This window comes from Methylophilus sp. QUAN, assembly GCF_015354445.1.
Lineage (GTDB): Bacteria > Pseudomonadota > Gammaproteobacteria > Burkholderiales > Methylophilaceae > Methylophilus.
Genome location: NZ_JADKYT010000001.1, coordinates 823,438 through 846,278, shown reverse-complemented (window position 1 = coordinate 846,278; position 22,841 = coordinate 823,438). Strand labels below are relative to the sequence as shown.

Below are 22,841 nucleotides of genomic sequence, written 5' to 3'. Positions count from 1 at the left end.
TATTGGAGTAAGCATGATACGTAAACACATCCTCTTATTGTTAATCAGCAGTGTGACCTTAGCCGCACCACTGTGGGCCGCGGCTGAAGGAGCAAGTACTGAAGGCTTTTATGCCGGCGCGAATCTGGGCATAGGCATGCCCAATTTGAAAACACCTAACGGCGTAGACAAAGACAGCCAGGCTGTGGCGGGCGTGGTTGCTGGCTACAAATTTAATCCATACTTTGCCGTCGAAGGCCAATATACTGGCATCGGCAAAGTCACCGACAATGTGCATGGCAGCGTCAAGGCAGATGCGCTCAGCCTGACTGCCGTCGGCATTTTGCCACTCAACGATGCTTTTGATGTGTATGGGAAATTAGGCGTTGCCGCCACCAGCAGCAAAGTGTCAGGCATCAGTGCTTATGACGATGCGACACACATGGGTGCCACCTATGGCCTGGGTGCGGAGTACCATTTTGACAAAACGATTTCGATGCGCGTGGGCTGGGATCACTATCGCGCCGAGGTCGATGTTAATGGCGGTGGCAGTAAATCTTTCGATTCCAACGTCACCACGGTGGGCGTTGTTTACCACTTTTAGGTATCTGGTGTTTTCCTCTCTCAACAGCAGATACCGGCCTGTCGGGGATTGATCGCCCTGACAGGCCGTTTCTCTTTAAAAAGCGCTTTTTATGACGCCGCCGTCCACCCGCAAGGCCGCGCCATTGGTGGCCGAAGATAAAGGGCTGGCGATATAAGTCACCAGGCTGGCCACCTCTTCAGTCGTTGCAAACCGTTGAATCAGCGAGGTTGGCCGCACCTGCGCAAAGAATTCCTTTTCGAAACTTTCTGCGGATTGCTGCCCTGCTTGCGCCATGGCGTCGACAAAGTCTCCCACGCCTCGCGAACGGGTGGGGCCAGGCAAAATGCTGTTGACCGTAATTTGTGTGCCCGCCAGCGACTCTGCCAGGCCGCGCGCCACCGCGATCTGCGCCGACTTGGTCATGCCATAGTGAATCATTTCCGGCGGAATCTGCACGCCACTCTCACTGGAAATAAATACAATGCGGCCCCAGTCCTGCTGTTTCATATGCGGCAAATACAATCTGGACAGGCGCACGCCGCTTAACACATTGACATCGAAAAAACGCAGCCAGTCAGCATCTGGAATGTCTTCAAAGGCTTTAGGTTCAAAAATCCCCAGGTTATTGACCAGAATATCAACCTCAGGATGCGCCGCAACCAGGGCCTCCGCCACGGCAGCCTGGCTCAGGTCCCCGGCAAACCCTTGCACACGACCGCCTGTTTGCCGGGTGAGAGCCTCAACCATCTGTGTCACCGAAGCCTGCGAGCGGCCGTTGATAATCACCTGCGCGCCTTCCTGCGCCAGTTGCGTGGCAATTGCCAGGCCGATACCCGCCGTTGACCCTGAAATGAGCGCTTTCTTGCCTGCCAGTTGTAGGTCCATGGGGATTCCTTTTAGTGGTGAAGTTGATTCGTCTAGAACTTGATTTTTGAAGCCACCAGTGAGGCAGCAGCCGTCCTGGTTTCTACACCCAGCTTCTGGAATACGTGCTCAAGATGCTTGTTAATAGTACGCGGGCTGGTGCCCAGAATCTCGCCCACATCCTTGTTGGTTTTGCCTTTGACCGTCCAATACAATACTTCTGACTCGCGCTTGGTCAGTTGGAACAACTTACCAAGCGACTCAATTTGTGCTTCGTCTGAATGCTCACGCAACACCACCACCCATTGCTCCTCACTGGTATTGGCCACCGTCAGGCTCAAGCGCGCATTACCCTGATTGACACTGAGCGTTTGCATGGACTGCCCGCTGGAGAATTGCTGGATGGAGCTTTCCAACCACTGGTAAATCATGGGCGGCAAGGTTTGCACGGCGTTATAGGATTCTTTGGCTGCCCACTCGGCAAAATACTGTTCCAGGTATTGTTTGGCCAACGGGGTTTGCCATACCAGGCGTTTATCCGTAGGCAAAATCGCAATCGTCGCCTGGCCAAAAGCATCCAGCGCTGAAGTCGCCTGGTGCATTTTGGTGGCATTCTGCACATGGGCTTTCAGCCGTGCCAGCACTTCCGCCGGGCGTACTGGTTTGGTCACATAGTCCACACCACCGGCATCAAACGCCATGGTGACATGCTCAATTTCGGTCAGGCCAGTCATGAAAATCACCGGGATATGCTGGGTTTCTGCCGCAGCCTTAATGCGACGGCAAGTAGCAAAACCGTCTAGACCGGGCATCATGGCATCCATTAAGATCACATGCGGCTGCATCAGGTGCGCCACTTGCAACGCCATCTCACCGGAGTTGGCCACATAGACCTGGTAGCCGGACTCATCCAGTGCATCATGCAGATAGGCCAGGTTTTCTGGCACATCATCCACAATTAACACGGTATGGCTATGGCTGGTCATTTTTGGTGTACTCCTCAATCAAGCGTTGCAGTTTAGCAAAATCAAAGCGCTCCATGGACTGCTGCAAGGCGTTAATAAATGTTTGATGTTGTGTATGCTCTCTGTTCAAGGTGGCTAATACTTCGCGTACACCTTTAACGTAACCCATACGGGCGAACTGGGCCATGTTTTCCAGCAGGATCGCCGGGATAGGGTCAACATCACTCGCAGGCTCAGCTGGCTCCAGGGCAAGCGCCGACTGAGCTGCAGCGCTATCTACATAACGCCAGGTCAGGCCGAGCTGATTGCCTATCCAGTCCAGCACCTCGTCCAGGTTAACCGGTTTGACAAAAAAGTCTTGTGCCGGAATCTTGGCCTGGTTGTCCAGGCTGCGGTCATAGGCATTGGCGGAGATAATCGCAATCGGCAGTTTGGATTGATGCACCTGGCGGATGATATAAGCCGCCTCCCAGCCATCCATCACCGGCATGGCCAAATCCATCAGGATCAAGTCCGCATGCACCATCTGGTACTGGTTCACGCAAGCCTGGCCGTTACCTGCTTCATGCACAATAAAGCCCAGTGGCTGCAAGGCATCACGCAATAACTCACGGTCGACCTCTTCATTATCCACCACCAGCACAGTCTTGATCGGCCCTTCGTAACCAATGCGCTGCCGCACGGCTTTTTTCGACAAATGTGCCGTTTCGCGAATCTGCGGCAAAAATAGGCGAATTTCAAAACGCGTGCCACGTCCCAGCACGCTGTCAAACTGCATTTCGCCGCCCATCAGCTGCGTCAACAGCTTGCTGATGGTCAGGCCCAAACCAGTGCCGCCAATGCCAACGACATCGGCCGCACTGCCACGCTCAAACGGCTCAAAAATCTTCTCTACCTCATTTGGTGCAATACCGGGGCCGGTATCCTCAATATCAATTTGGGCGATTTCCCGCGCGTAGCTGACCCGGAAAGTCACACTGCCTTTGGTGGTAAACTTGACTGCATTACCCAGGATATTCACTAGTATCTGCATCAAGCGTTTGTGGTCAGCACGCACGTACTCCGGCAAGTTGCCGGACTGCTCAAAATAAAATGCCAGGCCTTTGTTTTGCGCCTGGATTTCAAACATGCTCACCATCTGGCTGATAAATTCCGGAAAATGCAGCGGCTTGACGTCAAAGGTCATTTTGCCGCTTTCAATCCGCGCGATATCCAGCGTGCTTTCAATCAGTGACAGCAAGTGTTCGCCGCCACGGCTGATGGTTTTAATCGCCTGCTTGCGGTGGTCGGGGATGCTGTCGTCATTGGTCAGCAGTTGCGCATAACCCAGGATACTGTTGAGCGGTGTACGTAACTCATGGCTGATGCCGGTGATGTAGCGGCTCTTGGCCTGATTCGCCTCTTCAGCCAGACGGCGTGCTTTTTGCAACTGCGTATCGGTTTTTTTGTGCGATTCAATTTCTTCCAGCAACAGGCCGGTTTGCCGGTTAGACTCTTCTTGTGCCACCCGTCGGCTGGCCGAAGTCAGTACCAGCCACCAGGCCACAATCCCGCCCAAAAACAGCAAAGCGACAAACACCTTTAAATAACCAGAACGGAAATGCTGCATCAGCCCAGGGTACTCACGGCCAACAGTCAGGGCATCATGCAGGTAAATCAGGCCTATGGTGGCGCCGAACAAAATCATCGCGATCAGCATGAGCAATAAGAAATGCGCCACCCCGCCATTGAGATGTGGCCACAAGCGCTGCGGCAAGAACTTTCTGTTCAGCGCTTCCCACTGCGCACTCAGCCGCGCCTGCGGTTTGCAGGCATCATGGCAGCGCGCATCTAGGCAGCAGCACAAGGAGCAGATCGCACCGCCATAAGCGGGGCAATGCGCCATGTCGTTCACCTCATACTCGCGCTCACAAATCACGCATTGCTTGGTGGTAGACGGCTGCAAATAAGTGGGGCGCTGCCTGGCCAGGTAATACTTCCCTTTGGTATACCAGGCAATCAGCGGCGACATGAGCAAGGCCGTAAACAGCGAAATAAACGTCGAAAATGATTGCGCCAGCACACCCATGATACCGGTATAGGCCGCAATTGAAATTGCTGACGCAATAAACATGGCACCAACACCCACCGGGTTAATGTCGTATAAATAAGCACGGCGGAACTCAATACCTTTGGGGCTCAAGCCCAGTGGCTTATTGATCACCAGGTCGGCCACTACCGCGGCAATCCAGGCAATGGCGATATTGGCGTACAAACCCAGGATTTCTTCCAGCGCCTGGAATACATTGAGCTCCATAAGCACAATAGCAATCATGACGTTGAACGCTACCCAGACAATACGTCCCGGATGGCTATGCGTGAGGCGGGCGAAGAAGTTGGACCAGGCCAGCGAACCGGCATAGGCATTGGTCATATTGACCTTGATTTGCGACACACAGACAAACAATGCCGTCACCGCCAGTGCCACTTGGTGGTTACTGAATACGTGTTCAAAACCGACCCAGTACATATGCGTAGGGTTGACCGCTGAGCTCAATGGCATATCGCGGTTAAATACCAGGTAAGCCAGCAAGGCACCCGCCAGCATTTTGAGCATACCCAGAATCACCCAGCCCGGCCCGGCCATCAGCACACCAAGGTTCCAGCGCCAGTAATTCTCCTGGTTACGCATAGGCATAAAGCGCAAAAAGTCGACCTGCTCGCCGATCTGTGGAATCAGTGCCACACCCACCGCCGTCGCCGTGCCAAACATGACCCAGTTAAAATGACCACCATCTGTAGACACACCAGCAAAGGTACTCAAGCGATGCAATACATCCGGGTCCATCTGGATAATCGCAAAAAACGGCAGGAACATCAGCGCAATCCAGATTGGCTGCGTAATCATCTGGATGCGGCTAATCAAGGTCACGCCGTGCGTGACCAGCGGAATGACAATCAGCGCACTGACCAGGTATCCGAGATAGAGCGGCAAATGAAAATACAACTCCAGCGCATAGCCCATAATCGCCGCTTCGAGCGAAAACAGGATAAAGGTGAATGAAGCGTAAATAAACGAGGAAATGGTCGAACCGATATAGCCAAAGCCCGCGCCACGCGTCAGCAAGTCCATATCCAGGCCATATTTGGCGGCGTAGTAGCTGATGGGCAAACCGGTCAGGAAAATAATCAGGCCGACGGCCAGAATCGCCCACAAGGCATTGGGGAACCCATAGTTAATGGTAATCGTGCCACCAATCGCCTCCAGCACCAGGAAAGAAATCGCCCCCAGCGCCGTATTCGAGACACGTAAAATCGACCACTTACGGAACGCTCGTGGCGTATAGCGCAGCGCGTAATCTTCTATGGTTTCGTTGGCGACCCAATTGTTATAGTCGCGACGAATCTTGACGATACGCTGTATCGGCTCGGCATGCGGTGCCTGTGATAGCTCGGAAGGGTTAGACAATCAACAATCCTTAAAAAGACGGGACCGTAAGAGGAAAATAAGCGCCCCAGCGTATGCTAGAGCGTGAGATGAAATCAATCACTACGTTAATTGACGTAGCATAGCTAAAGCATGCCACAAATAAAAAATGCGGATAACAAACTTATCCGCATTTTACTTTTGTCGCCTCGTGCAGGCGTTAACGCACGCCTATCCGCGGCTAAGCCCAGAGTAAGCTTGCGCCGAGTACCAGCATCACCCCACCCAGCACCTTAGACGCTGGCATCGACCATGCTTGCCGCTGCTTGCCCAGCCACCAGCCCAGGCCATGTAATGCAGCGGTCGCCAGCACCATGCCGAGCAGTGCAGTCCATTGACTCCCCAGCTCCAGGCCGTGCAGATAGCCATGCGCCGACGCAATCACCGTCACCCCGGCCAACTGTACACCGCGTGACAGACTCACCTCAGTCATCAGCAACCCTCCCATCACCATCAGGCTGGCCGCCACGAGTAGCTCGGCCAAGGATACAGACATCCATGACATGGCCATCAATGCAGCGGCGGTCATCACCGCCACAAACAATACGGGCAACTGCCAGCCCTGCCCCTGTGGACGCCGGGCCGCCCAGATGCCCAATGACAACATCACCAGCAAATGATCCCAACCGGTCAGCGGGTGCAGAAAACCAGCTGCAAAACCTGCCGTCAGACCATGCCCTGGATGCGCCCAAGCGGCACCAGACACCAGGCTAGCTGCGATACCCCAAACAATACTTTTTTTCATTCAACCTTCTCCAACAGAATTAAGTGATCCATACGCATAGCCTCATAGAGGCAGCCGTCTCGCTATAACATCAGCCCTTGTTTTTCTATAAATCTCACAATCTCTTCCAAGCCCTGCCCGCTTTTGAGGTTGCTGAACACAAATGGCTTCTCGCCACGCATCCGTTTGGCATCCTGATCCATGACTTCGAGCGAAGCGCCCACCATGGGCGCCAGGTCAATCTTGTTAATCACCAGTAGGTCAGACTTGGTAATGCCAGGGCCGCCTTTGCGCGGGATTTTTTCACCGGCTGCCACATCAATCACGTAAATGGTTAAATCAGACAACTCGGGGCTAAAGGTCGCAGCCAGATTATCGCCACCACTTTCGACAAACACGATATCCAGCGTCTGGAAACGCTTGCTTAACTGGTCTACGGCCTCCAGGTTCATGGAAGCATCTTCGCGGATTGCCGTATGCGGGCAACCACCGGTTTCGACGCCAATAATGCGCTCAGGCACCAGGGCTTCGTTACGCGTCAAAAACTCAGCGTCTTCCTTGGTATAAATATCATTGGTGACAACAGCAATGTTATACACCTCGCGCAAGCGCTGGCACAGCGCCAGGGTTAAGGCGGTTTTACCGGAACCCACCGGGCCGCCGATACCAACGCGCAAAGGCTCTTTGTAATCGGTGACGGCGGGTGTGGGCGTGTCAAACTGGGTATGTATTTTCATGATCTGAATAACCTACTATATTGTGTTTCGTGTTGGCATCCGGCGATGCTGAGCAAAGGATTAAAGTTACTCATTTCATCATCCGGCAGCTGCATGGCAGCTTGTATCACTTGTGGCAATTGCTCACCCAAGGCGAGCAGAATGGTCTGGCCAGCGACCTGTCCTAATGGCACGGCTTTCATGGCAGCGCTGGCCTGGTTTTCCAGCCAGCCCCAGGCGTAACCGTGCAACATCTGCTCGGGCGCAATCTGCCAGTGCTGGGCAATGGCAGAGTACAATGTTGGAAAAGCAGGTGACGCCAGCGTATTCACCTGCGCAACCAGTTCGGCAGACATCGGCTTTAAATCATTCAACAGCCGCCGCAATGAATATCCCATTTGCCGCGTTTCCGCCCAACCTTCGGCGGTATCACGCCCGGCCTGGTAAAAACTGTCCCAGGCTTGCACTTGCTGCATGTCACCTGCCTGCCAGGCTTGATACAAACGGTATAACACCGGCAACTCAAAGCGCGCATGATAGACCTGTAAACTGTCGCCTATCCAGCGTTGGGCCGAAGCAACATCTTTCACCTCGCCGGACTCAATGGCCCACTCCAACCCTTGCGAATAGCCATAAGCCCCCACCGGCAGCAGCGGACTCGCCAGTTGTAGCAACCGACTCAGTGCCAGTGCACTAGCCATGCGCATGACCATCCTGCCGTGGGCGCAACGAATGTAAGGCATCCTCACCATGCCGGTGACCGCCACCATAGGCGCCGGCTTCCGGCTCAAATGGTGCATGCACTTCACTCACCTGCATACCTAAACCCAGCAGCATATCCCTGAGCACATAATCCTGCTCCAGGCGCAGCCAACCATCGCCAATCTGCAAGGGCACATGGCGATTGCCTAAATGATAGGCGGCTCGCATTAAATCTCTTGGGGTAGGCGCAATCACGTTATAGACAGGCTCTTGCGCGGCCACAATCTGCACCACCAGACTGCCGTCCTCTGATTGAATCAAATCGCCACCGCGTAAAATAATGCCACGGCTTAGAAACAGGGCAGCTTCACGACCAGACACCAGCGCCACACGCAGACGACTTTTCTGGCGTTGATCAAAAGGTAACTCTAATTGATCGTCGATACGGCCGCTGACAGTAATACGTTCGGTTAAATGAATCATGATTAAAACAGGAAATAACGTTGCGCCATCGGCAGCACTTCAGCTGGTTCGCAAACTAAAGGCATGCCATCCGCCAACACTTCATAGGTTTCCGGGTCAACATCGATCTTGGGCATCCAGGTGTTATGTACCATGTCCGACTTCTTCACATCACGTGTGCCCTTGACCGCAATAAGTGGCTTTTGCAGGCCTAGTGCATGCACTTCAGGATTATCCAGCCCGGCTTGCGAAATAAAGGTCACCGCTGTTTTCAAACCACCGCCATACGCGCCAAACATCGGGCGGTAATGTACCGGCTGCGGGGTTGGGATAGAGGCATTCGGATCGCCCATGGCCGCTGCGGCAATCATGCCACCTTTGATAATGGTAAACGGTTTCACGCCAAAGAAGGCGGGTTTCCACACCACTAGGTCAGCCAGTTTGCCGACCTCGACCGAGCCCACCACATGCGAAATGCCATGCGTCAGTGCCGGGTTAATGGTGTATTTGGCGATATAGCGTTTGATACGGAAGTTGTCGTTGCCAGGACTATCTTCTACCAGCGGACCACGCTGGATTTTCATTTTATGGGCCGTCTGCCAGGTACGGATGATGACCTCGCCGACGCGGCCCATGGCCTGTGAGTCTGACGACATCATGGAGAACGCACCAAGGTCATGAAAAATATCTTCAGCGGCAATGGTTTCGCGGCGGATACGGCTCTCGGCAAACGCAATATCCTCGGCAATCGCCGGGTCCAGGTGATGGCAAACCATGAGCATATCCAAATGCTCATCAATCGTATTCACGGTAAATGGCCGCGTCGGATTGGTCGAAGACGGCAACACATTGGGGTGGCTGGCCGCCTTGATAATATCCGGCGCATGACCGCCACCCGCCCCCTCGGTATGGAAAGTATGAATGGTGCGGCCTTTAAAGGCGCCTATTGTGGTTTCGACAAAGCCTGATTCGTTCAGGGTATCTGAGTGAATGGCGACTTGAATATCCATCTCGTCAGCCACCGTCAGGCAATTATCAATCGCCGCTGGCGTGGTACCCCAGTCTTCGTGCAGCTTGAGGCCGATGACGCCTGCGCGCACCTGCTCACGTAAGGGCTCAGGCAAGCTGGCGTTACCTTTGCCCAAAAAGCCCAGGTTCATGGGGAAGGCATCCGCAGATTGCAACATGCGGTGGATATGCCACGGCCCGGGTGTACAGGTGGTCGCAAATGTGCCGGTGGCTGGCCCAGTACCGCCACCTATCATGGTGGTGACACCAGACATCAACGCCTCTTCAATCTGCTGCGGACAAATAAAGTGGATATGCGTATCAATGCCACCGGCAGTGATAATCATGCCTTCACCGGCAATCACTTCGGTGCCCGCGCCAATCGCAATCGTCACGCCGGGCTGGATATCCGGATTACCGGCTTTGCCAATGGCAGAAATATAACCACCTTTGATGCCGATATCAGCTTTGACGATGCCCCAGTGGTCGATAATCAAAGCATTAGTAATCACCGTATCCGCTACTTCCGCCGCCAGGCCCTGGCCTTGGCCCATACCATCACGAATGACCTTGCCGCCACCAAACTTGACCTCTTCACCATAAATGGTGAAGTCTTTCTCCACTTCTACCCACAGATCGGTATCCGCCAGGCGCACCTTGTCGCCCACGGTCGGGCCGAACATTTCGGCATAAGCACGTTTATCCATCTTAATGGTCATTTCAGGCTCCCCATCACCCGTGCAGCAAAACCATACACTTTTCTATCCCCTGCCAATTTCACCAGTTGCACGGTGCGCGTCTGGCCAGGTTCGAACCTCACCGCCGTGCCCGCTGCAATATTCAGGCGACAGCCATAAGCCAGCGCACGGTCAAACGCCAAGGCATCATTGGTTTCATAAAAATGGTAATGCGAACCGACTTGGATCGGGCGATCGCCGGTATTTGCCACATCGAGCGTTACCGTTTCGCGGCCGACATTTAACTCTATGGTGCCTTCAGCTATTTGCATTTCGCCAGGAATCATTAATTTTGCTCCTATGACTTTATTTTGTTTTTACTGCGCCATATATTCAGTGAATGATCAAAATGGATGAAGTGCAAGACGCACGGAACGCAGAAACCGGAATGTACAGCTAGTACATGAGGATTTCGAGTACCGCGCAACGCCGCAATTCGCCATTTTCATCATTCAATCACTATGGGATCGGGTGGTGGACGGTGACTAGCTTAGTCCCATCCGGAAAAGTCGCCTCAATCTGTATATCCGGAATCATTTCCGGCACGCCTTCCATCACCTCATCCCGCGTAAGCAAGGTGGTGCCGTAGCTCATGAGTTCAGCCACCGTTTTACCATCCCGCGCACCTTCCATAATGGCGGCCGAAATATAGGCAATGGATTCAGGATAATTGAGTTTCAAGCCACGCGCCTTGCGCCGTTCGGCCAGAAGGGCGGCAGTAAATATCAGTAGCTTGTCTTTTTCTCTGGGCGTGAGTTCCATCGCTGAGTCTCTTTAATTATGATTGTTTTAAGTGTTCCAAATGCGCGGCCTGATCGCTGCGCGGCCATAATACCAGGGGCGCAACAGTTGCCAGCATTGTTCGAAGTATTGCCTGGCCTGCTGTGAGGCCTGCCCGACGTAGCGGATCGCCAGCACCTCCGGCAAGGCTGTGATGCCGGTTTTGGCACCGGCTGGCGCGAGCGCCCGGCAAGCCTGCACCACATCCGCAGGCACCGCTCCCGCGCAAACTAAAAAAGTACCAAAGACCACCGCGCCACCTAAACCGACACGGCTACTCGTCAGCAGATCAGCGGCACGCATATGCGCACGCTCGTTCCAGATCAGCCTGCCATCGCGACGTATCTGTTGCTTTAACTGGTAAACGCCGGTTTGCCAGGCCTCTTGCTGCGCCTGACGGCCCAGGCAGGCAATATCCCAGGCAGCAAATCTGGCATCAGCAGCCAGGTCTATCTCGGCACCAAAGCGCACTTCAGCCGCGTCAAACAAGATATTCTCCTGCGGCAACCACTCCAGCCCACTGCCAGCGGCCAGGGTAAATTTTAAATCCTGTGTAGCCAACGTCCCATTGGCTTTATACCATTTACCGGCACCAGGTGTCGTCAATAAGGCTTGCGCCCCTTCCCCCACATTGACCTGTAAATGCAAGGCGTCACCGCCCGCCACGCCACCAGGCGGGTGCACAATCACAGCATGGCAAATGGCGTCACCTTCGGGATGCAGGGATTTTTGCACGATAAGCGGCCCGTTGTGCAGGCGATGTGCCAGGTAAGAACGTGCTTCACGTTTAGCAAAGCCGAGTTCCAGCCTGGCTTGCCAGTTCTTTGTTGCTTTCGTTGGCGCTAGCGATGTTGCCGTATGCTTCAAATCATCCATAACGGCATCATGCCACAGACAAATCCTGATAATTCATTTTTTCTATATGCCACAGAGGACACAGAGAGCACAGAGGAACTGCAAATTCGTTTTTCTCTGTGGACTCCGTGCCCTCTGTGGCTAAAAAAGCACTTACACAGATAGATAGCTTTTCACTTTTGCGGCATCGACATTGTCACGTGTATCCTCGTGAATAAAACGGCCTTTATCAATGACGATAATGCGGTCAGCCACTTCCATGGTGAAGCTCAATACCTGCTCAGAGACAATGATGGTGATTTCACGCATCTTGCGGATTTCATTCAACACTTTGGCGATGTCTTTGATAATAGACGGTTGAATACCCTCGGTAGGCTCATCCAGTAACAACACCTTAGGGTTAGTCACCAGTGCGCGGGCGATGGCCAGTTGCTGTTGTTGCCCGCCGGACAAGTTACCACCCTTGCGTTTGCGCATTTCATGCAAGACCGGGAACAAGGCAAAAATATCCTCCGGAATTTCGCCAGAGGAAGACTTCTCCAGCCCGGTTTCGATATTTTCCTGCACCGTCATATTGGGGAAAATCCAGCGCCCTTGCGGCACGTAGGCCAGGCCTTTCATGACACGGTCATGCGTGGCAGCACCCTGCAAGTCAACGCCGTCAACAGTCGCCTTGGTCGCTTTGCTTGGCAAAATGCCCATCAGCGATTTAAACAAGGTGGTTTTACCCATACCGTTGCGACCCATAATCGCTAGGGTTTCGTTTTTATTGGCTTTGAAGTTCAGGCCATGAATCACCTGACTTTGGCCATAACTCACCTGCAAATTCTCAATTTCAAACATGCTGTGCTCCTAATATTGGCCTAATTCAATTAATGACCCAGGTAAACTTCAATGACTTTTTCGTCAGCCTGCACCTTTTCCATCGGCCCTTCGGCCAGGATCTTGCCCTGGTGCAACACGGTGACTTTGTGCGCAATTTTCTTCACAAATTCCATGTCGTGTTCAATTACGATCACTGAACGGTTCTGGCAGATACGGTTGAGTAACTCCGCCGTCTGGTCGCGCTCCTTGGCACTCATGCCTGCCACCGGCTCGTCCAGCATCAGCAACTCTGGCTCTTGCATCAGCAGCATGCCGATTTCCAGCCATTGTTTCTGGCCATGGCTGAGCAAGGCAGATTCCATATCGAGAAACTCGGTCAGCATGATGTCTGCCGCCACTTTACGCACACGGTCCTCAACCTCTTTAGTGCGTTTGAAGGTGAGGCTACCAAACACACCACGGCCTTTTGGATAGGATACTTCCAGGTTTTGGTACACCGACAGGTTTTCGTAAATCGACGGGTTCTGGAATTTACGACCCACCCCGGAGCGTACGATCTCGTGCTCGGACAGCTTGGTCAGCTCGGTATTATTAAACTTGATCGAACCAGAGGTCGATTTAGTTTTGCCGCAAATCAAGTCCAGCACGGTCGTCTTGCCAGCACCATTCGGGCCCACCAGCACACGCAGCTCATTTTTATCGATATACATGGTGAGGCTATCCACCGCTTTAAAGCCATCGAAGGAGACGGTTAAATCTTCTACAGCCAAGACGAAGTCTGTATTACTCATGCTTCTGCTCCTCTCATTTTGTTGCTTTCGATTGCAGGCATCGCGTCTGCTTTCTTGCGTGTTGCTTTCTTGGCGGCCACCCCGGTAGCGTCAGCGGCCAAGATTGTTTCAGGGCTTGTCTCGGTAAGTACTGCTTGTGCTTCACCCTCAGAAGTACTTACCTCAAGCTTTTTTACAGGCTTGGCTTTTTCTTTGAACCAACCATATTTGGTCGCATATTTATCCCAGATACCAGCCAGGCCGCTTGGGAAGAACATCACCACAGAGATAAACAGCCCGCCCATCAGGAACAACCACATTTCCGGATAGGTTTCAGAGAACACTGTTTTGCCGTAATTGACCAACAGGGTGCCATATACTGCGCCCACCAGGGACGCACGACCACCCACGGCACAGAAGATCACCATTTCAATCGAAGGCACGATCCCGACGAAAGAAGGTGACATAAAGCCCACCTGCAAGGTAAACATGGCACCACCGACGGCAGACATCATGGCCGCCAGACAGAAGATAAAGATCTTGAAATTGGAGACGTCATAACCGGAGAAGCGGACGCGTTCTTCTTTGTCACGCATGGCCAGCAACAACATACCGAACTTGCTGCTCATCACATATTTGGACAGGAAAATCGCGCCAAATAACAACAGGCCATTCACAAAGTACAGGATGTATTTGGCAGAGTCAGTACGGATGTCCCAGCCCAGCATGGTGCGCAAGTCTGTCATGCCGTTCACACCGCCGGTGTAACCTTGTTGACCGACAATCAGGATACTCAGGATCAAGGCAACCGCTTGCGTGATGATGGAGAAGTACACCCCGCCCACGCGGCGTTTAAACATGGCGTAACCGATGATGTAAGCAAACAGGGCCGGGATAGTCAACACGGCAAAGATGGTAAATGGCAAACTCTTGAACGGCTCCCAGAACCATGGCAAGGCAGTCAGCTGGTTCCAGTCCATAAAGTCAGGAATCCCTGGCGTAGACTGAATTTTGGTGCTCAATGGGTCTGAGGCTTCCAGTTTGAGGAACATCGCCATGGCGTAACCACCGAGGCCAAAGAAAATGCCCTGGCCCAAACTCAGGATACCGCCGTGCCCCCACAACAACACCAGGCCCACGGCGACGAATGCGTAAGTCAGGTATTTGCCAATCAGGTTAAGGCGGAAAATATCCACCCCTAATGGCAACACGACGAAGATGACCGCAGCCAGTACAGCCAGACTGATCACTCCTTCTTTGCCACCCAGCATCGGGCTGGCTGTTATTTTTTCCCATAATGTCATCAAGATTCTCCTCTGTTGATGCGTTAATTCTATTGCGACAGATATAAAGTATTAATACGTCTATTTACTTATGGCGACGTGTGAGCACTTGGTTCACACGTCGCCAGATCTGTTATTTACGCAGTTTGGAGGCAAACAAGCCTTCTGGTTTCATCATCAGAATGGTGACGATCACCAGCAAGGTAGAGACCTTGCCCATCGAGCTGGTCATAAAGAATTGCAGGACAGACTGTGCCTGGGCGATACCGAAGGCAGAAGCAATCGTACCGACAATGCTGGCTGCACCACCAAACACCACCACCATAAAGCTGTCGACGATGTACAAGGTACCTGTGGTCGGGCCGGTAGAAGCAATGGTGGTAAAAGCCGCACCGGCGATGCCGGCAATGCCACAACCAAGCGCAAAGGTCACACGGTCCACTTTGGCAGTGTTAATGCCCACAGCGCCAGCCATGGTGCGGTTTTGCACGGTGGCACGCACACGCAGGCCCCAGCGTGACTTGAACATGAACATATAGACACCAAAGGTCACCAGCGCAGCCAGCACCATCACAAACACGCCGTTAATCGGGATATCAATGTCCGGGGTTGGCTGGAACGAACCCAGCATCCATTCAGGCAACTCGGCACTGACTTCTTTGGCGCCAAATGAAGAACGGAAAATTTGTTGCATGACCAGACTCAAGCCCCAAGTCGCCAGCAAGGTATCCAGCGGCCGCTTGTAGAGATGCCTGATCATAATGAATTCAATAAAGTAACCAACCGCAAATGCCAGCACAAAGGCAATTGCAATGGCGAACACGAAGTAATAATCCGTGAAACCATAATTAGCAGCCACTTTGGAAATAAGCACGGTGGTGTATGCGCCTATGGTCATAAACTCACCATGCGCCATATTAATCACCCCCATCTGCCCGAAAATAATCGCGAGACCCAGAGCCATCAGCAGCAACACTGTAAACATGCTCAGGCCCGAAAAGCCCTGCATCACCACAATATTGCCTATATCTGCCATCGAATAACCAAACATATCGGTCTCCTTAAAATACAACTTCTCTGAAATTTGTTTACTACTTGCGCTAAACGGTAGCCGGGTTTCCCGGCTACCGTTCATGCGTTAAGACACTACGTAATGACTAGCCGGGAATTATTGGTAGCCCTTTGGAAATGGATCTGGTTTGATGTAGCCGGAGGTGTATACCACTTTGGCCTGGCCATCTTTACCCCACTGACCAATACGCAACTTGGTTGTCAGGTGATGGTTAGCTTCAACAGTCACAGGACCTTCAGGTGCATCTTTGAACTCGTAGCCAGGCAATGCAGCTTGTACTTTATCTACATCGAAGCTACCTGCGCGTTCAACTGCAGCTTTGTACAACCATGGGCCCAGGTAAGCCGCTTGTGTCACGTCGCCGATCACAGCATCTTTACCCCAACGCTTTTTGAATGCTTCAACAAATTTCTTGTTTGAATCATTGTCTTGCGACTGGAAGTATTTCATTGCTGAGTAGAAACCAGCCAGGTTTTCACCGCCGATACCCAATACTTCATCTTCAGTCACGGAGATGGTCAACATGGTTTGCTTGCTGGAGTTCAAACCAGCTGCGTTCAACTGTTTGAACCAGGCCACATTACTGCCGCCCACTACCGCTGCATAGATTACGTCAGGTTTTTTCAGTTTGATTTTGTTGATCACAGAACCAAATTGCGTATCACCCAAAGCGATGTACTCTTCACCCACCACTTTGCCGCCCAGATGTTGCTCGATGTGTTTACGGGCAATTTTCATGGAAGTACGTGGCCAGATGTAGTCAGAACCGATCAGGTAGAAAGTTTTAGCTTTCTTCTCTTTAGCGATCCAATCCAGACCTGCCAGAATTTGTTGTGTGGCTTCCTGGCCTGTATAGAACACGTTTTTGGATTGTTCCAGGCCTTCATAGAAGGTTGGGTAGAACAGCAAGCCGTTGTCTTTTTCAAACACAGGCAGCGCCGCTTTACGTGAAGCAGATGTCCAGCAACCCATCACAGAAGCCACTTTGTCTTTTTCCAGCAGTTTCTTCGCTTTTTCAGCAAAGGTTGGCCAGTCAGATGCACCGTCTTCTTGCACGATTTCGATCTTGCGACCCAGGATACCGCCCATGGCGTTGATTTGCTCAATCGCCAGTTTTTCAGCCTGGATAGAGCCGGTTTCACTGATCGCCATAGTACCAGTGGCGGAATGCAGAATACCTACTTTCACGGTGGTGTCGGTCACAGCCAACCCTGTCGTGTTTACTTTGGCTGTCGGATAATCTGCTGCCAGAGCATGACCGCTGATGAGGCCTGCGGCCATCATAGCTCCCAGCAATGCGCCTTTCATAAAACCTCGTCTGTTTAAGGTACTCATTACATCTTCTCCTTTATGGATAAATCAATTAAATACAAATATTGAATAATGTTTTTTGAGAGGATCGGACTAGTGTCCGATCATCCAAGGCCGTGCTGTTTTCTTGGTTTGCATTTGCATTGGCAGCTTGCCAGTCTCCTCATTCAGCTTGGTGGTGGTTTTACAGGTATGTGATCCTGTGCAACCACAACTGGAGCGGCGGGCACTGCGCGGCTCGTGCGCAGATTTCTCGTTACGTTCATGCGCGGACCGCTGATGTTTGTCCATGATGGCCAGTTTGGGCACCGACAGGATGCGTGGGCTTTCTGCACCACAGTATTCACAATCGGCTGGCAAACTGGATTCACTCATTTTGCGCAGTGCCGTAAACACACCACAGCAATCACATTCATATTCGTAAAGAGGCATCTGTACCCTTTCTTTGCAGGTTTACCTGAGCAAACCTGACTGGATGAAAACGTTGTCTACAGTTAAGTTGATGGGGCGACGTCTATGCCTGGCGGCACCATGATTTTCGGTCCATCGGCATTCGGACGAATGTCGAACTCAAAAATCTCAGTCGGAATCCACAAGGTCGCACATGCGTTAGGAATATCGACAATGCCGCTGATATGCCCTTCTACCGGTGCAGTCCCAAGAATCGCCACCGCCTGTTCGCCGCTGTAGCCAAACTTTTTCAGGTACTCAATCGCGTTCAGGCAAGCCTGACGGTACGCCACATGGACATCCAGGTAATGTTGCTTACCAGCTTCATCCACTGAAATACCTTCAAAAATCACGTAGTCACGATATGTCGGTGTAATCGGGCTTGGTTGGAAAATCGGGTTTTTAATCGCGTACTTCTTCACGCCGTCTTTGATCAGGCTGACTTTAATGTCGAGGTAACCTGCCATCTCAATCGCACCACAGAAAGTGATTTCGCCGTCACCTTGGGAGAAGTGCAAATCCCCCATGGAGAGACCGCCATCCTTCACATACACCGGGAAGAAGATTTTGGAGCCTTTGGTCAGGTTCTTGATGTCGCAGTTACCACCGTGATCGCGTGGCGGCACCGTACGTGCACCTTCAGCAGCGGCTTGTTTGGCCGCTTCACCAGACAGACGACCCATCACTGCAGATTTTGGCTCTGGCGGCAGCCCCAATGCTGGCACGCGGTCTGGATCCGTTGCAATCAGCGCAGCTTCACGCTCATTCCAGGTATCCAGCAACTCACGGGATGGCAGGCAGCCGATCAACCCCGGGTGCATGATGCCGGCATAACGTACTTTTGGCACATGGCGGGAACTGGTATAGACACCGTGGAAATCCCAGATGGATTTGCTGGCTTTAGGGAAATGGTCAGTTAAAAAACCGCCGCCATTCTCCTTGGCAAACAGGCCGTTGAAGCCCCATTGCTGGTCATCAAAGGTGCCGACATCCAGAATTTCCACCACCATCAGGTCACCTGGCTCAGCGCCTTCGACGCCGATCGGGCCGCTCAGGTAGTGCACCTGCGTCAAATCCACATCACGGATATCGTCAGCGCTGTCATTGTTACCAATCTGGCCACCGGTCCAGTCCATACACTCGACGCGGAACTCATCGCCCGGTTTAACCATTGCAATCATTGGCAAGTCAGGGTGCCAACGGTTATGAATCTGACCGTCCTGTTCCCATGGCTTTTTATCAAAATCCAGCTTAACTATTGTTTTCATTACGCTCATCTCCTTTGTGGAAAAGGGTTATAAGGTGTTGATTAGAATTGCATCTGCAACGCGACTTTGAAGTCGTTGGTATCAGAGGCGTTTGAAAAGTCAGTCTTACCGTAGCTGGCAGTAATCATGGCGTTGTAAGGCGCGATCACGTAGCTGGTACCGATCTCAACACGCTTGGTATCTGCGCCAGTGCGTACATTTGAGGTCGCCGTCGTCACGCCATCCGCGTCAAACTTTTGATAACGGATAAAAGGCTTGAACTTGCCCCAGCCGATTTCGTCCTGGAACAAATAGGCCACCGCAGCTGAGTAAGCTTTACCTTGTTCACCCAGAATGGCATTGTCGGTGTCGTAGTAGTAATAAGCCGCTTCAGTAGAGAAGGTGCCAGGACCGACATCTTTCTTCTCTAACAAGAAGTCAACGCTGTAAGAGCTGTAGTCACCTACCGCGCCCAAGCCGCTGACCACGCCGTCTTTTTTCACACGACCGGCCACACCAATAGACAGAATGTCTTTGGCACCAAAGTAGCTGCCTGTGCCGTAATAACCTGGTTCTGCGTCCCAGAAGTTGTATTGCACACGGCCTGCATACATTAATTTGTCTTTAGTACCCGCAGTTTCTGATTGCGCACCCACACCGCTCAAGCGGAAGATGTTGTCGCCTTCAAAGGCACCGAAGGACACGGCAAGATGGTCTTCCAGGAAGCTGGTCACTACCGCCACACCTTCATCACGGCCAATCACACCACCGTTAAAGCCATAACGCGAAGCAATGCCGCTCCAGTAACCGCCACCCATAGAGTAGTAAGGACCCGCCATGTTGGCGCGATCACTTGGGGACAGGAAACGACCTGCCCAGATGGCCACTTCTGGCGTCAACTGGAACTGCACGTTGGCATCAATCACTTGAATCGTGTCGCTGCTACCACCGCCTGGCGCGGCAATGTTTTTCTCTGTGTTCAACATGCCTTTGATGTATTTGTTGAACGAACCAGATAAGTAAATACGGGCACTGTCTAAAGAAAAGTCGTTAGAGCGATCCTTGCCGTTGGCAGCAGCATCTTCTACTGAAGAATAACCACCAATAAAACCGAAGCCAGCACTGATATACTTATCTTCACCAAAAGTAATCGTGGCACCGGCATTCGCCATTTGTGCACCCAAGCCGCAAGCCATTGCTACTGCTGTATGCAAGGCACATTTTTTCAAGTTCATCATCTAAAACTCCCTTTCTCGTTAAATTCAAACCAACACAGTTAATCAAAACTTGCGCTCAGCTTAACGAGAGGGGCATGTAGGACAAATACGTCAATTTGCGTAGTGGCGACGGTGGGTAAACACCGCTAGACTGCACATAACAAATTGAGAACAGGGCTCGCAATGCGTCTTTTAACTTACATCCTATTCAGCACTTTATTAGCAGGCTGCGGCGAGGTCTCATATAAACGCGGCGGCTCACAGCAAGACATAGACCGCGCGCACCAAGCTTGCCGCGGCAGTGGTGATCAGTTGGCCAAGTGCCTGGCCGAACATGGCTGGCAGAAACCCACTGTCGATGCCTTTGACCCATTATTCGCGACCATAGAAGTGACCGATAACAAACAAGTCAGCCAGGCCAAGCCCAGTCCTTTTATAGAGTTATCCGCAGAGACCCCGCAAAAACCAGTGGCCGCAGCTGTTGCAAAAACACCACAACCAGCCTCACAAGCAGCTGAGTCGGCCAAGCAGCCAGCAGCACCAGTCGCCGTTGCAGAAACACCGACCGCCGCCAGCCGCTCTACAGCCAACGATGGCCCGGATGTGCAATACTCGATTAACTCATGGTGGAAAATGGGCGCCTTCCCGAATCAGCTCAAACAGGATCAAGGCGCTTGTGAGAAAAAACTGGGGCCGGACTATTTGCCGGACTACAAAACACAAACCTACAAGCGCGCATTTGTGGCCTGTATGCATGACCTGGGCTGGATGGCGATTCGCAATCTGAAATAAGTGGTCGCCACCCTATTTTGACCTCTCATCGTCGTCAGCGCTTTCTGACATGACTATCAGAATCATGAGACTGTCATCAAATTGTCCGATTTTCTAAGATGCGCATACGCGTGACACTTCATGCGTATGTATAGGCAAAGATGCCTTAATTAGAGGGATGAATGATGATGAAAAAATTAGCGATGGGTGCAGTATTAATGGCTAGCGCAGTCACAGCCTTCGCAGCAGATGTTGGTGTGGCCGTGAGCGTTGGTCAACCGGGATTTTATGGACAGATTGTGTTGGGGAACGCCTATCCCGCACCGCAAGTTATCTATCCCCAACCTGTGATTATCCAGCCGCCACCCGTGGCCGTGGTGCAACCGCCGATGTATTTGCGCGTGCCACCGGGCCAAATGAAAAAATGGGGTCGCTATTGTGGCAACTATGGTGCCTGTGGCCGACAAGTATATTTTGTGCAGGACAACTGGTATCAGAACGTTTATGCGCCACGCTACAATGCCTACGGAGGTGGCCCTGGCGGCAGACATGACCATGATCACGGCGACTGGGATGACGACCGCGGACACGGGCATGGCAAAGGACACGGTAATGGTCACGGCCGTGGACGCGACTAAATAACGCCTGCCTGCACAGGCAGGCATGCCGTACGATCAACCGGATTCTTTGGAAATGTAAGGGAGGAGTCAGCTATTATTGTTATCGTACCTCACCCAGCGATCAAGCCGGGGTACAGAGCTGGCTCCACCAGATTTAAACGCTACAACTGATTGAAAAGCATTTTCCTGCCTTGTTCAGCACGTTGTTTTAACCAAGGAACAAGGACTTTGCAGCATTTTTTATTGAAACCATCATTGACCGCCACAGTCAGCGAGATTTCATGTCCGCCTTATGAATACCCGCCTGTATTCCCGAACCCCTTCCCGGCACCGCCGCTGAAATAATCGTTTTAAGCCATACCCGGGGCGCAGATTGGTCAAAGTTTACTCGACGTCGCAAAAATTCAGCGAATCATATAGTTAGGCGCGTTACCAAGAACCAATCCACGGTGTTATCCACAGTAATTGTGGAATAGAAACCCTGCCTACTTTAAGTGTTCGGCCAGATAGTCCACAAACGAAGCCAGCTTGGGCGTTGTTTGCCGCTCTTTGGGATACACCGCATTCACAGGCCTGGGGGGTGGCGTAAATTCCTTGAGCACTTCCACAAGCCGCCCGGCTTGGATGTCAGGTGCCAGCAGCACTTTTGGCATCAGGATAATCCCAATGCCTTTCAATGCGGCCTGCCTCAATGCTTGCCCATTATTGGAATCAAACCTGGAGCGACTCATCCCCTGGTTGGTCAGGGCTTTTTCGACCACTTTCCAGCCGCTTTGGCTCCGCCAATTGGTAAAGCCCAAACACTCATGGTTTTTCAAGTCCTCAGGCTTAGTGGGCGTCCCATGCTTGTTCAGATAGGCAGGCGAGGCACATATCGACAACTCAACAGTCGCCAATTTACGGGCGATTAGGGACGAATCCGACAACTCGCCGATCCTGATGGCCACATCAAAGTGTTCATCAATAATGTCTACAAACCTGTCGGAAAGGGATAACTCCACACTGACATCCGGAAACTGATTTAAATAATCACACACAATTGGCGTCAAAGTAATAGATCCAAACCAGAGTGAGGCGGTGACTTTCAGTAACCCTTTAGGTTTACCGCTTAAAATGGCCGTCCCGGCTTCCGCATCTTCGACTTTCTTCAAAATCTCCTTACAGCTTTCGTAATAGGCTTTTCCAACTTCGGTGACTTGCAGCCTGCGCGTCGTACGCTTGATGAGCGTCGCATCCAGCCTCTTTTCAATGGCATTAATGTGTTTGGTCACCATGCCAGGAGACATTCGAAACACATTCGCTGCGGCTGTAAAACTGCCTAACTCCACAACTGATGTATATACCTGCATACTGGTGAATCTATCCATTCATCACTCTCAGTAAATAATATTTTTAATATTATGCTATTTATCAAAGTGATTGCAATCATCA

Annotated in this window: 23 protein-coding genes; 3 read left to right on the top strand and 20 right to left on the bottom strand. The window is 52.0% G+C overall.

Annotation, left to right across the window (positions count from 1 at the left end):
- Positions 1-13: 13 nt before the first annotated feature.
- Positions 14-583, top strand: coding sequence for an outer membrane protein (locus tag INP79_RS04080; RefSeq protein WP_194753031.1), 570 nt, complete (start codon positions 14-16; stop codon positions 581-583).
- A gap of 75 nt (positions 584-658) precedes the next feature.
- On the opposite strand, the gene INP79_RS04075 is transcribed toward INP79_RS04080, so the two are convergent.
- From INP79_RS04075 to INP79_RS03985, 19 genes are all read right to left on the bottom strand, one after another.
- On the bottom strand, positions 659-1,450 hold the full coding sequence (locus INP79_RS04075; RefSeq protein ID WP_194753030.1) for an SDR family NAD(P)-dependent oxidoreductase: 792 nt from the start codon (positions 1,448-1,450) through the stop codon (positions 659-661).
- A gap of 32 nt (positions 1,451-1,482) precedes the next feature.
- Entirely contained in the window at positions 1,483-2,415 is a 933-nt protein-coding gene (locus tag INP79_RS04070; protein WP_194753029.1) for a response regulator transcription factor, read from the bottom strand.
- Entirely contained in the window at positions 2,402-5,842 is a 3,441-nt protein-coding gene (locus INP79_RS04065) for an ATP-binding protein (protein WP_194753028.1), read from the bottom strand. Before INP79_RS04065 ends, INP79_RS04070 begins: the two co-directional genes overlap by 14 nt.
- A 199-nt stretch (positions 5,843-6,041) precedes the next feature.
- Positions 6,042-6,605, bottom strand: coding sequence for a HupE/UreJ family protein (locus INP79_RS04060; protein ID WP_194753027.1), 564 nt, complete (start codon positions 6,603-6,605; stop codon positions 6,042-6,044).
- A gap of 62 nt (positions 6,606-6,667) precedes the next feature.
- A complete protein-coding gene (gene ureG / locus INP79_RS04055) occupies positions 6,668-7,321 on the bottom strand; it encodes an urease accessory protein UreG (RefSeq protein ID WP_194753026.1) in 654 nt (217 codons plus the stop codon).
- The gene (locus tag INP79_RS04050; RefSeq protein WP_194753850.1) at positions 7,318-8,001 is read right to left on the bottom strand and encodes an urease accessory protein UreF; all 684 of its coding nucleotides are present in this window, start codon (positions 7,999-8,001) and stop codon (positions 7,318-7,320) included. The genes ureG and INP79_RS04050 overlap by 4 nt, the downstream gene beginning before the upstream one ends.
- On the bottom strand, positions 7,994-8,485 hold the full coding sequence (gene ureE, locus INP79_RS04045; RefSeq protein WP_019881621.1) for an urease accessory protein UreE: 492 nt from the start codon (positions 8,483-8,485) through the stop codon (positions 7,994-7,996). Before ureE ends, INP79_RS04050 begins: the two co-directional genes overlap by 8 nt.
- A gap of 2 nt (positions 8,486-8,487) precedes the next feature.
- Positions 8,488-10,191: an urease subunit alpha gene (gene ureC / locus INP79_RS04040; protein ID WP_194753025.1), complete on the bottom strand. Its 1,704-nt coding sequence runs from the start codon at positions 10,189-10,191 to the stop codon at positions 8,488-8,490.
- Positions 10,188-10,496, bottom strand: coding sequence for an urease subunit beta (locus INP79_RS04035; RefSeq protein WP_194753024.1), 309 nt, complete (start codon positions 10,494-10,496; stop codon positions 10,188-10,190). The genes ureC and INP79_RS04035 overlap by 4 nt, the downstream gene beginning before the upstream one ends.
- Positions 10,497-10,668: 172 nt before the next feature.
- Complete coding sequence (gene ureA, locus INP79_RS04030; RefSeq protein WP_194753023.1) at positions 10,669-10,971, bottom strand: urease subunit gamma; 303 nt, start codon at positions 10,969-10,971, stop codon at positions 10,669-10,671.
- Positions 10,972-10,998: 27 nt separating this feature from the next.
- The gene (locus INP79_RS04025; protein WP_194753022.1) at positions 10,999-11,865 is read right to left on the bottom strand and encodes an urease accessory protein UreD; all 867 of its coding nucleotides are present in this window, start codon (positions 11,863-11,865) and stop codon (positions 10,999-11,001) included.
- A gap of 132 nt (positions 11,866-11,997) precedes the next feature.
- Positions 11,998-12,687 carry an urea ABC transporter ATP-binding subunit UrtE gene (gene urtE / locus INP79_RS04020; protein ID WP_024929619.1) on the bottom strand — a complete coding sequence of 230 codons (690 nt, stop codon included), beginning with the start codon at positions 12,685-12,687 and terminating at the stop codon, positions 11,998-12,000.
- A gap of 29 nt (positions 12,688-12,716) precedes the next feature.
- Positions 12,717-13,460 carry an urea ABC transporter ATP-binding protein UrtD gene (gene urtD, locus INP79_RS04015; protein WP_194753021.1) on the bottom strand — a complete coding sequence of 248 codons (744 nt, stop codon included), beginning with the start codon at positions 13,458-13,460 and terminating at the stop codon, positions 12,717-12,719.
- Positions 13,457-14,743 carry an urea ABC transporter permease subunit UrtC gene (gene urtC, locus INP79_RS04010; protein ID WP_194753020.1) on the bottom strand — a complete coding sequence of 429 codons (1,287 nt, stop codon included), beginning with the start codon at positions 14,741-14,743 and terminating at the stop codon, positions 13,457-13,459. The genes urtD and urtC overlap by 4 nt, the downstream gene beginning before the upstream one ends.
- A 112-nt stretch (positions 14,744-14,855) precedes the next feature.
- Positions 14,856-15,773: an urea ABC transporter permease subunit UrtB gene (urtB, locus tag INP79_RS04005; RefSeq protein ID WP_194753019.1), complete on the bottom strand. Its 918-nt coding sequence runs from the start codon at positions 15,771-15,773 to the stop codon at positions 14,856-14,858.
- A gap of 117 nt (positions 15,774-15,890) precedes the next feature.
- Positions 15,891-17,129, bottom strand: coding sequence for an urea ABC transporter substrate-binding protein (urtA, locus tag INP79_RS04000; protein WP_194740676.1), 1,239 nt, complete (start codon positions 17,127-17,129; stop codon positions 15,891-15,893).
- Positions 17,130-17,198: 69 nt separating this feature from the next.
- Complete coding sequence (locus tag INP79_RS03995) at positions 17,199-17,537, bottom strand: FmdB family zinc ribbon protein (RefSeq protein WP_194753018.1); 339 nt, start codon at positions 17,535-17,537, stop codon at positions 17,199-17,201.
- A gap of 62 nt (positions 17,538-17,599) precedes the next feature.
- Positions 17,600-18,823, bottom strand: a complete 1,224-nt coding sequence (fmdA, locus tag INP79_RS03990) for a formamidase (protein WP_194740674.1) — start codon at positions 18,821-18,823, stop codon at positions 17,600-17,602.
- Positions 18,824-18,864: 41 nt separating this feature from the next.
- A complete protein-coding gene (locus INP79_RS03985; protein WP_194753017.1) occupies positions 18,865-20,040 on the bottom strand; it encodes a porin in 1,176 nt (391 codons plus the stop codon).
- Between the two features lie 162 nt (positions 20,041-20,202).
- On the opposite strand from INP79_RS03985, the gene INP79_RS03980 reads away from it, so the two are divergent.
- A complete protein-coding gene (locus tag INP79_RS03980; RefSeq protein ID WP_194753016.1) occupies positions 20,203-20,811 on the top strand; it encodes a hypothetical protein in 609 nt (202 codons plus the stop codon).
- Positions 20,812-20,978: 167 nt separating this feature from the next.
- Positions 20,979-21,428, top strand: coding sequence for a hypothetical protein (locus tag INP79_RS03975; protein ID WP_194753849.1), 450 nt, complete (start codon positions 20,979-20,981; stop codon positions 21,426-21,428).
- 467 nt (positions 21,429-21,895) lie between these two features.
- Here the strand turns inward: INP79_RS03975 and INP79_RS03970 are convergent, their stop codons facing one another.
- Positions 21,896-22,777, bottom strand: coding sequence for a LysR family transcriptional regulator (locus INP79_RS03970; protein WP_194753015.1), 882 nt, complete (start codon positions 22,775-22,777; stop codon positions 21,896-21,898).
- Positions 22,778-22,841 lie beyond the last annotated feature (64 nt).

Bases quoted from the DNA above. Each gene is read 5' to 3' on its own strand.
- ureE (WP_019881621.1), bottom strand. From the start codon at position 8,485: ATGATTCATTTAACCGAACGTATTACTGTCAGCGGCCGTATCGACGAT.
- INP79_RS04075 (WP_194753030.1), bottom strand. From the start codon at position 1,450: ATGGACCTACAACTGGCAGGCAAGAAAGCGCTCATTTCAGGGTCAACG.
- INP79_RS04050 (WP_194753850.1), bottom strand. From the start codon at position 8,001: ATGGCTAGTGCACTGGCACTGAGTCGGTTGCTACAACTGGCGAGTCCG.
- urtC (WP_194753020.1), bottom strand. From the start codon at position 14,743: ATGACATTATGGGAAAAAATAACAGCCAGCCCGATGCTGGGTGGCAAA.
- urtB (WP_194753019.1), bottom strand. From the start codon at position 15,773: ATGTTTGGTTATTCGATGGCAGATATAGGCAATATTGTGGTGATGCAG.
- urtE (WP_024929619.1), bottom strand. From the start codon at position 12,687: ATGTTTGAAATTGAGAATTTGCAGGTGAGTTATGGCCAAAGTCAGGTG.
- urtA (WP_194740676.1), bottom strand. From the start codon at position 17,129: ATGAGTACCTTAAACAGACGAGGTTTTATGAAAGGCGCATTGCTGGGA.
- INP79_RS03970 (WP_194753015.1), bottom strand. From the start codon at position 22,777: ATGGATAGATTCACCAGTATGCAGGTATATACATCAGTTGTGGAGTTA.
- INP79_RS03995 (WP_194753018.1), bottom strand. From the start codon at position 17,537: ATGCCTCTTTACGAATATGAATGTGATTGCTGTGGTGTGTTTACGGCA.
- ureC (WP_194753025.1), bottom strand. From the start codon at position 10,191: ATGACCATTAAGATGGATAAACGTGCTTATGCCGAAATGTTCGGCCCG.
- INP79_RS04035 (WP_194753024.1), bottom strand. From the start codon at position 10,496: ATGATTCCTGGCGAAATGCAAATAGCTGAAGGCACCATAGAGTTAAAT.
- INP79_RS04060 (WP_194753027.1), bottom strand. From the start codon at position 6,605: ATGAAAAAAAGTATTGTTTGGGGTATCGCAGCTAGCCTGGTGTCTGGT.
- ureG (WP_194753026.1), bottom strand. From the start codon at position 7,321: ATGAAAATACATACCCAGTTTGACACGCCCACACCCGCCGTCACCGAT.
- fmdA (WP_194740674.1), bottom strand. From the start codon at position 18,823: ATGAAAACAATAGTTAAGCTGGATTTTGATAAAAAGCCATGGGAACAG.
- INP79_RS04025 (WP_194753022.1), bottom strand. From the start codon at position 11,865: ATGGATGATTTGAAGCATACGGCAACATCGCTAGCGCCAACGAAAGCA.
- INP79_RS03985 (WP_194753017.1), bottom strand. From the start codon at position 20,040: ATGATGAACTTGAAAAAATGTGCCTTGCATACAGCAGTAGCAATGGCT.
- INP79_RS04070 (WP_194753029.1), bottom strand. From the start codon at position 2,415: ATGACCAGCCATAGCCATACCGTGTTAATTGTGGATGATGTGCCAGAA.
- ureA (WP_194753023.1), bottom strand. From the start codon at position 10,971: ATGGAACTCACGCCCAGAGAAAAAGACAAGCTACTGATATTTACTGCC.
- urtD (WP_194753021.1), bottom strand. From the start codon at position 13,460: ATGAGTAATACAGACTTCGTCTTGGCTGTAGAAGATTTAACCGTCTCC.
- INP79_RS03980 (WP_194753016.1), top strand. From the start codon at position 20,203: ATGCGTCTTTTAACTTACATCCTATTCAGCACTTTATTAGCAGGCTGC.
- INP79_RS04080 (WP_194753031.1), top strand. From the start codon at position 14: ATGATACGTAAACACATCCTCTTATTGTTAATCAGCAGTGTGACCTTA.
- INP79_RS03975 (WP_194753849.1), top strand. From the start codon at position 20,979: ATGAAAAAATTAGCGATGGGTGCAGTATTAATGGCTAGCGCAGTCACA.